The sequence below is a fragment of the Massilia sp. R2A-15 genome (assembly GCF_030704305.1).
Lineage (GTDB): Bacteria > Pseudomonadota > Gammaproteobacteria > Burkholderiales > Burkholderiaceae_D > JAFCUW01.
This window is the reverse complement of the sequence record NZ_CP131935.1, coordinates 1,768,676-1,781,056: the sequence shown is the minus strand read 5'-3', so window position 1 is coordinate 1,781,056 and position 12,381 is coordinate 1,768,676. Positions and strand designations below refer to the sequence as shown.

Genomic DNA, 12,381 nt, shown 5'->3' with positions numbered 1-12,381 from the left:
GGGGGCATTTGTCCCTATTTTAAGAAAGAAATATCGGATTCTTTTGGCGCCGCGGCCGCCAACCCGGGGTCAGGTGCGGCGAACCCGGCCCCATTTTTCGGCTATTCGACAAGCGAGCGCGCGAGTATGGCGGCGCAATCGACGCCATCCGGCAGCCGCCCAAACGCCCCGCCCACGTCCCGCTCCAGCCGCGAACGCACGAACGCATCGGCCACATACGACGGCGCATGCCGCACCAGCAGCCCCGCCTGCACCGCGACGACGATCCGTTCGGCCAGCCGGCGCGCGCCATATTCGTCGGCCTGTGCGCCCGCCAGGTCGGCCAGCAGGCGGTCGGCGTAAGGCTTCAACGGCTCGCCAGCGAGCGCCAGCTCGGCCGCCAATGCCTCGCGCGCCGCCGGGGTCTTGCCGAACGCGCGCAGCAGATCCAGGCACATCACGTTGCCCGAGCCTTCCCAGATCGAGTTGACCGGCGCCTCGCGGTAAAAACGCGCCAGCGGGCCGTCCTCGACGTAGCCGTTGCCCCCCATGACTTCCATCGCTTCGAAGCAGAAGCCTGGGCCGCGCTTGCAGATCCAGTATTTGCCGGCCGGCGTCAGGATCCGAGCCAGCAGCGCTTCGGCCGGATCGTCCGGATGGTCGAAACAGCGCGCCAGCCGCAGCGCAAACGCCGTCGCCGCTTCCGATTCGAGCGCCAGGTCGGCCAGCACGTTCTGCATCAGCGGCTGCTCCGCCAGCTTGCGACCGAATGCGGATCGCCCGCGCGCATGGTGCAGCGCGTGGGTCAGCGCGGCGCGCATGATGCCGGCGCTGCCGATCACGCAATCGAGCCGGGTATGGCTGCCCATCTCCAGTATCGTGGGGATGCCGCGCCCGGCCGGGCCCACCAGCCAGCCGGTGGCGCCGGCGAATTCCACCTCGGACGAGGCGTTCGAGCGGTTGCCCAGCTTGTCCTTGAGGCGCTGCACGCGGATCGCGTTGCGGCTGCCATCGGGCAGGAAGCGCGGCACGAAGAAGCACGACAGGCCATGCTCTTCCACCTGCGCCAGGATCAGGTGCGCGTCCGACTGCGGCGCCGAGAAGAACCACTTGTGGCCGACGATGCGCCAGGTATCGTCCGCACCGCGCGTGGCCCGCGTGGTATTGGCGCGCACGTCGGTGCCGCCCTGCTTCTCGGTCATGCCCATGCCGATCAGGGCGCCGCGTTTCTGGCCAATCGGCAGCGGGCGCGGATCGTATTCGCGCGACAGGATCTTCGGCAGCCACTCGTCGGCGATGGCGCCGGCCTGGCGCAGCGCCGGCACCGACGCATACGTCATCGTCACCGGGCATTGGGCGCCGTTTTCGACCTGGCCGAACAGCAGGAACTGCGCCGCGCGCGCCACCTGGGCGCCGGGCCGGCCGCCTTCCCAGGGCGAAGCGTGCACGCCGGCGCCGATCATCAGCGCCATCAGCTTGTGCCACGACGGGTGGAACTCGACCTCGTCGATGCGGCGCCCGCTGCGGTCGAAACTGGTCAGCCGCGGCGGATTGGCGTTGGCCTGGCGGCCCAGGTCGAGGATCTCGGGGCTGCCGAGCTGCCCGCCCAATTCCCGCAGCGCCGGCTCGGCAAAGCCGCCGCCCTCGCGCTCGAGCGCCTCGCGCAAGGCGGTGTCGCAGGCGAACAGGTTCACCCCTTCGAAGGGAGGCGCCTGATTGAATACTTCGTGCGTGTCGAACTCGTTCATCCTGATCTCCGAATCGGCGGAAAGGTCGTTGCTACTTATATTAGAGCACGCTCGGGCTGTGGTGCTATGTTTCTGCGCTGAATCAAAAAATCGTGCTTTCAGGCATTTTTAAAGAATATTTAATGCGTTTTGGCATCTTTCAATGATACATTTCATATTATTTTGGTAAAAATGCCTCAGTGAAATGAAAACACCGCACCAGGTTCAAGATCCCGTATTTTCGCCAGTCACCAGACAGAAGGCCTGAATTTAAACGATGCGCGCCAGCTCACTCTCCGTGCCCACGCAGGAATTCGATCATGAGCTGGATCTTCTCATGGACGCTGCCGGCGACATCGCATTTCGGATCGATCCGGGCGGCCGCATCCTCGCGAGCAGCCGGCGCACCGCCGCTCTGCTGGGCGCCGCCGCAGCGCAGGGCGCCCTGCTCGTCAATCTCGTCGCCGATACCGAGCAGGCGGCGCTGCGCGAGGCGATTGCCGGCGCCGGCGGCCCTGACGCAGCGCTGGTACAGGCCCGCCTGAAAACACCCGACCAGGACAGCTGGTTCGAGCTGCGCATTGCGCGCCTGGGCGATGGCCTGCTGGCGGTCGGGCGCGACATGTCGGCCCAGCGCGCCACCGAAGAACGGCTGCGCCATATGGCCACCCACGACGCCCTGACCGAGCTGCCCAACCGCCTGCTGCTGTCGGACCGCATCCGCATGGTGATCGCGCACGCGCGCCGCTCCGGACAGGCTTTTTCGGTCGCCACGGTCGGACTGGACGGCTTCAAGAAGGTCAACGACGGCCTGGGGCACCCGATCGGCGACGCGGTGCTGCGCATGGCCGCGGCGCGCCTGCGCAAGACGCTGCGCGACAGCGATACGCTGGCGCGTGTCGGGGGCGACGAATTTGTCGCCGTCCTGCCGGGTACCTTTACCGAAGCGCAGATCAAGCTGGTCACCGGGCGCCTGCTGGCGACGCTGCAGTCGCCGTTCGAAGTCGAAGGCCATACCATCTACATCGGCGCCTCGGTCGGCGTGTCGGTCTATCCACAGCACGCCGAGGACGAAGTGCGGCTGGTGGCGCTGGCCGACGCCGCCATGTCGCGCGCCAAGGAAACCGGCAAGGCGCGCTGCGTGGTCTGGAGCGCCGGCCAGGCCGGGCCGCCGCAGCACGACATCTCGCTCGAAGCGGCGATGTTCCAGGCGGTGCGCGAAGGCGAGTTCCAGCTGTATTACCAGCCGATCGTCGATACCCGCACCCGCCAGATCCAGGGCTTCGAGACCCTGATGCGCTGGAAGCACCCGGCCCTGGGCATGGTGCCGCCGGCCCGCTTCATCCCGATCGCCGAAACCAATGGCCTGATCAACCTCCTCGGCGCCTGGGCATTGAAGGCGGCCTGCGTGCAGCTGAAGAACTTCGAGAAGGCCGCCAAGCGCGACCTGTACATCTCGGTCAACATCAGTCCGCGCCAGTTCCGCAGCGATAAATTCCTCGAGGTGCTGGACGACGCCCTCGCCTTCTCCGGCCTGCGCGGCGAGCAGCTGGTGCTGGAGATCACCGAAGGCACCCTGATGATCGACCCGGCCCACGCCGAGACCATCCTCACCCGCATGGCCGAGCGGCGCGCGCGCATCGCGATCGACGATTTCGGCACCGGCTACTCGTCGCTCGCCTACCTGAAGCGCTTCCCGATTTCGGTGCTCAAGATCGACCGCGCCTTCGTCAAGGACCTGCCGGCGTCGGAAAAGGACGGCGCCATCTGCAACGCCGTGCTCGACCTGGCGCGCCACCTTCAACTGTCGGTGGTGGCCGAGGGCGTCGAGACCGAGCAGCAGCTCGACTTCCTCGAACACGGCGGCTGCCAGTACATCCAGGGCTACCTGACGGGCAAGCCGATGACCGCGCACGTCGCCGCCGCCGCGCTGAAGGAAGACCTGTACGCCGCATTCCTGCCAACCGATAAACGGGCGGAGGCAACATGACCAGATCGCCATCGCCAACGCCGGCAGCCGCCGCCACCCTCGCCCTGCTGTGGGAGCGCGTGCGCCTGCGCGGCGACATGCCAGGCTTTGCGCGCGCGATCGGCGCCATCCTCGGCGCCATGCGCGGCGAAGACGACAGCCAGTTCGACATGGCGCAGACCGTGCTGACCGACCCGGTGCTCACGCAGAAGGTGCTGCGCCTGGCCAACAGCGGCATGTATGCGGCCTTCGGCCAGCACGTCAACACCGTCACCAAGGCGATCCTGGTGCTGGGCACCGACGCCATCGGCCACCTGGCGCTCGGCCTGAAGCTGATCGAGGAACTGTCGACCGCCTCGCCCGACCCGAGCATCGCACACGTGGAGATGGAAAAGGCCGTGCTGTCGGGGATGGTCGCGCAACAGGTTGCGCTGGCGGCGGCCACCTCCGACCCGGAAGAAGCGGTGGTCTGTTCCATGCTCCATGCGCTGGGACGCATGATGATCACCTTTTATATCCCGGAAGCGTGGCTGCGCCTGCAGGAGCACAGCGGCGCCGGCCGCGAGGACGCCGCCGCGCTCGAGGTGCTGGGCCTGTCGATGGAGCAGATCGGCCACGCCGCGGCCGAAAACTGGGGCCTGCCGCGCAACCTGATCGCCGGCATGCGCCGTGTCGAAGCGGGAGAGCGCGCAGACACCTTCAGCCACGCCGACTGGCTGTCGGCGCTGGCGACGATGGCCTCGCAATGCGCCGACTCGCTGTGGAACGACGACGAGGCGGGCAATGCGCGGGTGGCCGAACTGGCCGGGGCGTTCTCGGAGATGCTCGGCGTGGAACCGGAAAAGATCCTGCTGGCGATCGAGAAGGCCAAGATCGCCGCGGCCGCCGACCTCTCGATCGCGCCGCTGTCGAAGCCGGCCGAGCGGCGCGCCCGCGCGCTGGCCAGCAACCGCAAGCGCGCCGAGGGGCACAAGATCCTCAGCAGCGGCGTCGCCGACATGCGCGACTTCGTGGCCAGCGCCAGTCCAGGCCAGATGATGTCGATGGCGCTCGAAACGGCGTACCAGGGCCTGACTTTTTCTCGCGCCGTGGCCTTCCTGCGCAACCGGCGCGACCGCAACTATGCGGCCAAGATGGGCTTCGGCGACGGCGTGCGCGAATTGCTGCCGTCGATGACGTTCCCGGACGCCTACGAAGCGAACGTGTTTCACGCCGCGCTGAACAACGACCGCGTGATCTTCATCGAAAACGCGCGCGACCCGAAGTTTGCAGCCAAGTTGCCGCAGTGGTGGAAGGCCTCGCTGTCGGACGCGCGCAGCTTCGTCATCCTGCCTATTTGCAGCGACGGCAAGCCGGTCGGATTCATCTACGGCGACTGGGACGAAAGCTTCCCCGCCATCGCGCTGAACCAGGCCGAATTCGTGCTGCTCAACGAAGTGCGCGCGCTGGTCGTGCGCAGCGTCGAACGGCGCCGCCAGGTGGAACTGGTGAGTGGCGCCTGATCGCTGCGATCAAATGGCGATACAGTAAGCCGGTCACTCAGCATGGGTTCCTGCCTCCGCAGGAACGACAGATCAAAGATTGTTGGCCCAAAAACCGTCGTTCCTGCGCAGGCAGGAACCCATACTGAGTGTGAGTCGCTGGGCGGTACATTCAGGGCTTCGAAGACCGGTCCTGGATACTGGTACCGATCTTCCCGATATCCGGCGTGTCCACATGCACATCACCGCACTGCGCGCGATGCATCAGCGCGTGATCCATCAGCACCAGCGCGAGCATCGCCTCGGCGATCGGCGTGGCGCGAATTCCGACGCACGGATCGTGGCGGCCGAAGGTCTCGACCATCACCGGATTGCCCTCCTTGTCGATCGAGCGCCGCGGCGTGCGGATCGACGACGTCGGCTTGATCGCGATCGACACGGTGATGTCCTGCCCCGTCGATATCCCGCCCAGCATCCCGCCGGCGTTGTTGCCCACGAAGCCTTCCGGCGTCAGTTCGTCGCCGTGCTCGGAGCCCTTCTGCGCGACCGAGCGGAAGCCGGCGCCAATCTCGATTCCCTTGACCGCGTTAATGCCCATCATCGCATACGCGATATCGGCGTCGAGCTTGTCGTAGATCGGCTGGCCCAGCCCGACCGGCACGTTGCGCGCGACGACATCGATGCGCGCGCCGATCGAGTCGCCCGCGCGGCGCAGCTCGTCCATCGCCGCCTCCATCTTCGCGATCAGCGCGGCGTCGCCGGTGGCCGCGAAAAACGGATTCTCGCGCACGTGCTCCCAGCCCTGGAACGGCACTTCGATGTCGCCCAGCTGGCTCATGCAGCCCATGAACTCGGTGCCGTATTTCTGTTTCAGCCACTTCTTCGCGACCGCCGCGGCGCCCACCACCGGCGCGGTCAGGCGCGCCGACGACCGGCCGCCGCCGCGCGGATCGCGCACGCCGTACTTGTGCCAGTAAGTGTAGTCGGCATGGCCCGGGCGGAAGCTCTCGGCGATGTTGCCATAGTCCTTGCTGCGCTGGTCCTCGTTCGGGATCAGCAGCGCGATCGGCGTACCGGTGGTCACGCCCTGGTACACGCCCGACAGGATCTGCACCGTGTCCGATTCCTGGCGCTGGGTGACGTGGCGCGAGGTGCCCGGCTTGCGGCGGTCGAGGTCGGGCTGGATGTCCGCCTCCGACAGCGCCATCCCCGGCGGACAGCCGTCGATGACGCAGCCGATCGCCGCGCCGTGCGATTCGCCGAAGGTCGTGACTGTGAACAGCTTGCCAAATGAGTTGCCGGACATGGGAGAAGGGAGTCGAGTGAAAGAATGGTCAATTCTACCAGCCGGGGCCCAAGTGCATCGGCCAGCCCTCCGCGGCCGATTTTTTTGCCCAGGACGCCTGTCGCAAATTAGTTACCCTCAACCCATGTTTTTTGTTGGCAATGCATCGAAAAGCGCTTGCCCGCGGCAAACCACTATATACTGAGGATGCCCCACGTTTCGAGTGAATCCAGGAGAAGCCCCACATGTCCCAACCGAGTACGCCCTTACATAGTGTCAAGGACGATCGCGACGACCTGGTATTCCTGGATGAGCAAACCGCGGCGCAGCCTGGCGAAGCGTGCGGCGCGGTCTGGCGCGTGATGATCGTGGACGACGACGAAGATGTTCATTCGACCACGACTTTCGCGCTCGGCAACCTGGACATGCAGCAGCGCCCCCTCGAGTTCGTGCATGCGTATTCGGCCGCCCAGGCGCGCGAAATGCTGCGCCACGAAGCCGACATCGCCGTGATCCTGCTCGACGTCGTCATGGAGCAGGACGACGCCGGCCTGCACCTGGTGCGCTACATCCGCGAAACGCTCAAGCTGCACGACGTGCGCATCATCCTGCGCACCGGCCAGCCGGGCTACGCGCCCGAGATCGACGCGATCCGCGATTTCGACATCAACGATTACAAGACCAAGTCGGAACTAACCCGTATCAAGCTGTACACGACGGTGACGGCGGCGATCCGGTCCTACGAACAGATCCGCGCGATCAACAGCAGCCGCCGCGGCCTCGATCAGATCGTGCGCGCCAGCACCGAGCTGATGTCGCTGCACGGCGTGAAGAATTTCGCCTCGGGCGTGCTGACCCAGGTAGCCGACATCCTCGGCACCGACGAAAACGGCGTGCTCTGCGCCCACGAACCGGCCGACGTGCGCGCCCAGCACCTGCCGGTGATGGCCTGCGCCGGCGCGTTCTGCCGGCTCGGCGGCGGCGTGCTGACGCCGCAGGTCGACCCGCGCGCATCCGAGGCGATCGGCCGCGCGCTGTCCCAGCGCACCAGCATCTTCACGCCCGAATCGGCCACTCTCTACTTCGGCGGCAAGGCCAGCCGCGATTTCGCCGCCTTCGTCCCGCTCGCGCGCCCGCTCGACGACATCGAAAAGCGCCTGCTCGAGGTCTTCTGCAGCAACGTGTCGGTCGGCCTGGTCAACGTCGAACTGGTGAGCCACCTGCACAACGCCGCCTTCTACGACCAGCTCTCGAAGCTGCCGAACCGCACCCGCCTGGTCGAGATCCTCGACGCCACGCTGGCCGGGCCGGCGCGCGAAAGCGCCACGCTGGCGCTGGTGGACCTCGACCACTTCGCCGAGACCAACGACGCGCTGGGCCACCAGTTCGGCGACCTGCTGCTGGTCGCGGTGGCGGCGCGGCTGCAGGCGCGGCTCGGGCGCAACCTGACGATCGCGCGCATCGGCGGCGACATCTTCAGCGTGCTGGGCGACTCGTCGGCGGTCAATCCCGACAACATCCTGGCGCTGTTCCAGACGCCGTTTTCGATCGACGGCCAGGACGTGCGCGTGTCCGCAACGCTTGGCCTGGTGCGCCTGGCCGAGCACGACGGCACCGGCGCCGATGCGCTCAAGGACGCCGACATCGCGCTCAAGCGCGCCAAGGTGCAGCAGCGTTCCGGCCACTTCTTCTTCTCGCGCAGCATGGGCGTCGAGATCCGCGAGCGGGTGCGCATGATGCACGCGCTGCGTACCGGTTTCGCCAGCGGCGAGCTGTCGGTGGTGTACCAGCCGCAGGTCGATCTGGCCGAACGCCGTCCGGTCGGCGCCGAAGCGCTGCTGCGCTGGCAGGCCGGCAACGGCGACTTCATTTCGCCCACGCGCTTCATCCCGATCGCCGAGTACTCCGGCCTGATCATCGAAATCGGCGAGTTCGTGCTGCGCGCCGCGTGCGCGGAACTGGTGCGCCTGCGCGCGGCCGGCCACCTCGACTTCACCGTCTCGGTCAACGTCTCGCAAGTCCAGTTCCGCCATCCCGGCTTCCTGGCGATGCTGCGCGCCGCGCTGCAGGACACGGGCGCGCCTGCGCGCTACATCGAACTCGAGATCACCGAATCGATGGCGATGGAGGAACCCGGACTGCTCATCGAGATGCTCGCCGAGGTCAAGCGCACCGGTGTGTCCATCGCGATCGACGACTTCGGCACCGGCTTCTCGTCGCTGTCGTATTTGCAGCGCCTGCAGATCGACCGCCTCAAGATCGACCGCGCCTTCGTCACCGAGATCACCGGTTCGGCGCGCGGCAGCAGCATCGCCGAGATGGTGATCCAGCTGGGACGCAACCTGGGCTTGTCGGTGGTGGCCGAAGGCGTGGAGGACGAGCGCCAGGCCCACATCCTGCATGCGCTGGGCTGCCCGATGGCGCAGGGATTCCTGTTTGCCCGGCCGATGTCGCCGCCGGCGCTGTACGACTGGCTGCGGCGCGAAGGACAGGCGCTGCGCGCGTGAACCCCGGTGCCCCCGAACGATTAAAAAATCCAGCCTGCGCGCTGGATTTTTTTCGCCCCGCCCCCCTCAAAGAAGCCTTATTCAAGGCGCATAAGTCGTTGATTTTATGCGTAAAACATATTTTTTGTTAGTGAACACAAGCGCAAATAATGGGTCTATGATCTGGAACAACACGCCCCCTCTGGACCGGTTTTTCGGCGCAGACCGGCTGGCACTCCAACCCGCTTTCACCCACCCGGCCCACAAGGCCCGGGTCATAGCAAATGCCAGCGCACTGGCATTATTTGTCGACCGTTGTTCAAAACTACCAGGAGAACAAGCATGTCCGATTCTGAATTCATCGATGCCGATCCTATCTATCTGATGTGTGGTAACCTCGGCATGCCCGGCGCGCCGATCCTGAGCTTGGCGCTGATGTACGACACGGGCTCCGGCATGATCAGCGGCCAGGGGATGATCACGCAATCGGTCGCGCCGCCGAACGGACGCATCGCGATCCATGCCATCAGTGGAGAGGTGCACGGCCTCGGCCTCGGTGGCGTCACCCGCGTCATGACCCTGACCGGCACGTTTCAGGGAACGCCGCCAACGGCTCCGGTAACGGAGCGATTCACGGCGATCATCACCACCGACGAACGCTGGCAGGGACACGGCACCTTTACCTACGGCGGCAATACAGTCCGTAACGTCCCGGTCAAGCAGCGCGGCTGATCGCGCCCGGTACCAGCGGTGGCGCCAGGCCTGGCGCCACCGTTCGCGCCTGAACAATGTACATCCTGTCGTCGCCACCAAGGAGATATGATGCCCGCACCCGCCACCCCAACCGAATTTCGACGCCCGTGGGACAATCCCGCCACCGCGCTGCTGATCGACGCTTTCCATGACAACAGCATCGACTGGAAGCAGCTCAAGACCGAGCCGCGGGTCGTCGCGGTCATCCACAAGGCCACGATCGGCGTCTCCGGTCTCGATCCGGCCTACTTCAAGCGGCACGACGAGGCCAGGCAGCGCGGCTATCTGTGGGGCTCCTATCACTGGGGCGTCGCCGGAGAGCCGGAGAAGCAGGCCGACTTCTATCTCGACAAGGTCAAGCCCGCGGCCAACGAACTGATCGCGCTCGACCTGGAAGACGTGTCGTCGACCAAGCTGATGAACGCGGAAGAGGCGCTGCGCTTCATCCGGAGGATCAAACAAAGAGCCGGGCGTTTTCCGGTCCTGTACACCAACCACGCGAGCGCGCGGGCGCTGACCGAAAAATTCGCGGATACGGAATTGGCCGATGTGCCGCTCTGGTACGCCCGCTTCAAGCCGGAGGTGACCGACTTCCCCAAGGGCCTGTGGCCGACCTACACGATGTGGCAATTCTCCAGCGAGCTGCTGGCGCAGATCGTCGTACCGGGGATCAAGCCGGATATGGATGTCAACGTCTTCAATGGCACCGTGGCCGAACTGAAGGAGCAGTGGCCGCTGACCAGGGCAGCGGCTTGAGGGGAATGTGCGTCAGTCTTCCTGCTCGGTCTCGGCCGGCCAGTCGCGGATGTACGCCTTGAGCATGCGGTTCTCGAAGCTCTGGGCTTCCAGCACCGCGCGCGCGACGTCGTAGAACGAGATCACGCCGAGCAGCGTCTTCGCGTTCATCACTGGCAGGTAGCGCGCGTGCTTCTCGAGCATCATGCGGCGCACCTCGTTCACCTCGGTGTCCGGCGTAACGGTGATCGGATGGTCATCCATATGCTTGCGCACAGTGCCCGCGCCCACCGCGCCGCCGTTCTTGTGCAGCACCTTGATCACTTCGCGGAAGGTCAGCATGCCGACCAGGTCGCCGAATTCCATGACGACCAGCGAACCGATATCCTTCTCAGCCATCGTGTTGACCGCATCGACCAGCAGCATTTCCGGGTTGGCGGTGTAAAGGATGTTGCCCTTCACCTGGAGAATTTCAGAGACTTTCATGATGGCCGCCTTGTCTGCGTGGTTTGAGGCTGATTGCGTTTGTATCAGGCATGATTCGAATGTAGCCTAACCGTAGCGAAAAATCCAGCTTTGCGGATAAACAAAGCAACATCCGCCATTCGAATAAATGCTACGATTCGGGCCATTCAAATCTGTCAACGAGCACATCATGAGCGGCCCCAATTACCCCGGTTTCGACACCCTGTCGCTGCACGCCGGCAGCACGCCCGACCCGACCACCGGCGCGCGCGCGACCCCGGTCTACTTCACCTCCTCGTTCGCGTTCAAGGACTCGGACCACGCGGCGTCGCTGTTCAATATGGAGCGCGCCGGCCATGTCTATTCGCGCATCTCGAACCCGACCAACGCCGTGCTGGAAGAACGCATCGCCGCGCTCGAAGGCGGCGTGGCCGGCATCGCCACCGCCAGCGGCCAGGCCGCGATGCACCTTGGCCTGGCGACCATCGCCGCCGCCGGCTCGCACATCGTCGCTTCGCGCGCGCTGTACGGCGGCTCGCACAACCTGCTGGCCTACACGCTGAAGCGTTTCGGCATCGAGACCACCTTCGTCGATCCGCGCGACCTCGACGCCTGGCGCGCCGCGATCCGGCCCGAAACGCGCGTGCTGTTCGCCGAAACGCTGGGCAATCCCGGCCTGGACGTGCTCGACATCCCGCGCGTGGCCGAGATCGCGCATGAGCACCATCTGCCGCTGATGCTCGATTCGACCTTCACCACGCCCTATTTGCTGCGTCCGTTCGATCACGGCGCCGACCTGGTGTTCCACTCGGCGACCAAGTTCCTGTGCGGTCACGGCACCGCCATCGGCGGCCTGCTGGTGGACGGCGGCACCTTCGACTGGCAGCGCGCCTACGACCAGACCGGCCGCTTCGCCGAACTGTGCGAACCGTATGAGGGCTTTCACGGCATGGTGTTCGCCGAGGAGTCGACGGTCGCCCCGTTCGCCCTGCGCGCCCGCCGCGAAGGCCTGCGCGACTTCGGCGCCGTCATGAGCCCGCACAACGCTTTCGCCGTGCTGCAGGGGATCGAGACGCTCAGCCTGCGCATGGACCGGCACGTCGCCAACACGCGCAAGGTGGTGGAATTCCTGCTCGCGAATCCCGCAGTCGAATCGGTGTCGTACCCCGAACTCGACACCCACCCGGACTATGAACTGGCCAAGACTCTGCTGCCAAAAGGCTGCGGCGCCGTGTTCTCGTTCGCCATCAAGGGCGACCGCGCGGCCGGGCGGCGCTTCGTCGATTCGCTGCAGGTGTTCTCGCACCTGGCCAACGTCGGCGACGCCAAGTCGCTGGTGATCCATCCCGCTTCGACCACCCACTTCCGCGTGCCGGCCGAGCAGCTGGCGACCTCCGGCATTGGCGAAGGCACGATGCGCCTGTCGGTCGGCCTGGAAAACGTCGACGACCTGATCGGCGACCTGGCGCGCGGCCTGAAGCTGTCGCAGAAAGGAGCCTGA

General features: G+C 65.7%; 9 protein-coding genes. 6 read left to right on the top strand and 3 right to left on the bottom strand.

Translation table 11 applies throughout. The features are described 5' to 3' along the window. Positions 1-101: 101 nt before the first annotated feature. Positions 102-1,727, bottom strand: coding sequence for an isovaleryl-CoA dehydrogenase (locus Q4S45_RS08065; protein WP_305510777.1), 1,626 nt, complete (start codon positions 1,725-1,727; stop codon positions 102-104). 316 nt (positions 1,728-2,043) lie between these two features. Between Q4S45_RS08065 and Q4S45_RS08060 the strand changes: the two genes are divergently transcribed. After that, on the top strand, positions 2,044-3,696 hold the full coding sequence (locus tag Q4S45_RS08060) for a bifunctional diguanylate cyclase/phosphodiesterase (protein ID WP_305510775.1): 1,653 nt from the start codon (positions 2,044-2,046) through the stop codon (positions 3,694-3,696). Further along, complete coding sequence (locus Q4S45_RS08055; protein ID WP_305510773.1) at positions 3,693-5,177, top strand: HDOD domain-containing protein; 1,485 nt, start codon at positions 3,693-3,695, stop codon at positions 5,175-5,177. Before Q4S45_RS08060 ends, Q4S45_RS08055 begins: the two co-directional genes overlap by 4 nt. A 151-nt stretch (positions 5,178-5,328) precedes the next feature. On the opposite strand, the gene aroC is transcribed toward Q4S45_RS08055, so the two are convergent. Then, the gene (gene aroC / locus Q4S45_RS08050) at positions 5,329-6,462 is read right to left on the bottom strand and encodes a chorismate synthase (RefSeq protein WP_305510771.1); all 1,134 of its coding nucleotides are present in this window, start codon (positions 6,460-6,462) and stop codon (positions 5,329-5,331) included. A gap of 224 nt (positions 6,463-6,686) precedes the next feature. On the opposite strand from aroC, the gene Q4S45_RS08045 reads away from it, so the two are divergent. The 3 genes from Q4S45_RS08045 (at position 6,687) to Q4S45_RS08035 (ending at position 10,436) form a co-directional block, all read left to right on the top strand. Then, a complete protein-coding gene (locus tag Q4S45_RS08045; RefSeq protein ID WP_305510769.1) occupies positions 6,687-8,948 on the top strand; it encodes an EAL domain-containing protein in 2,262 nt (753 codons plus the stop codon). Between the two features lie 321 nt (positions 8,949-9,269). After that, positions 9,270-9,659 carry a DUF1842 domain-containing protein gene (locus Q4S45_RS08040; protein ID WP_305510767.1) on the top strand — a complete coding sequence of 130 codons (390 nt, stop codon included), beginning with the start codon at positions 9,270-9,272 and terminating at the stop codon, positions 9,657-9,659. 87 nt (positions 9,660-9,746) lie between these two features. Next, positions 9,747-10,436, top strand: a complete 690-nt coding sequence (locus tag Q4S45_RS08035) for a glycoside hydrolase family 25 protein (protein WP_305510766.1) — start codon at positions 9,747-9,749, stop codon at positions 10,434-10,436. Between the two features lie 12 nt (positions 10,437-10,448). Here the strand turns inward: Q4S45_RS08035 and Q4S45_RS08030 are convergent, their stop codons facing one another. Beyond that, positions 10,449-10,901, bottom strand: coding sequence for a CBS domain-containing protein (locus Q4S45_RS08030; RefSeq protein WP_305510765.1), 453 nt, complete (start codon positions 10,899-10,901; stop codon positions 10,449-10,451). Between the two features lie 169 nt (positions 10,902-11,070). Between Q4S45_RS08030 and Q4S45_RS08025 the strand changes: the two genes are divergently transcribed. Beyond that, entirely contained in the window at positions 11,071-12,381 is a 1,311-nt protein-coding gene (locus Q4S45_RS08025) for an O-acetylhomoserine aminocarboxypropyltransferase (RefSeq protein WP_305510764.1), read from the top strand.

Excerpts from the sequence above, each read along its gene's own strand:
- Q4S45_RS08055 (WP_305510773.1), top strand. The coding sequence starts at position 3,693 with ATGACCAGATCGCCATCGCCAACGCCGGCAGCCGCCGCCACCCTCGCC.
- Q4S45_RS08065 (WP_305510777.1), bottom strand. The coding sequence starts at position 1,727 with ATGAACGAGTTCGACACGCACGAAGTATTCAATCAGGCGCCTCCCTTC.
- Q4S45_RS08030 (WP_305510765.1), bottom strand. The coding sequence starts at position 10,901 with ATGAAAGTCTCTGAAATTCTCCAGGTGAAGGGCAACATCCTTTACACC.
- Q4S45_RS08045 (WP_305510769.1), top strand. The coding sequence starts at position 6,687 with ATGTCCCAACCGAGTACGCCCTTACATAGTGTCAAGGACGATCGCGAC.
- Q4S45_RS08025 (WP_305510764.1), top strand. The coding sequence starts at position 11,071 with ATGAGCGGCCCCAATTACCCCGGTTTCGACACCCTGTCGCTGCACGCC.
- Q4S45_RS08040 (WP_305510767.1), top strand. The coding sequence starts at position 9,270 with ATGTCCGATTCTGAATTCATCGATGCCGATCCTATCTATCTGATGTGT.
- Q4S45_RS08060 (WP_305510775.1), top strand. The coding sequence starts at position 2,044 with ATGGACGCTGCCGGCGACATCGCATTTCGGATCGATCCGGGCGGCCGC.
- Q4S45_RS08035 (WP_305510766.1), top strand. The coding sequence starts at position 9,747 with ATGATGCCCGCACCCGCCACCCCAACCGAATTTCGACGCCCGTGGGAC.
- aroC (WP_305510771.1), bottom strand. The coding sequence starts at position 6,462 with ATGTCCGGCAACTCATTTGGCAAGCTGTTCACAGTCACGACCTTCGGC.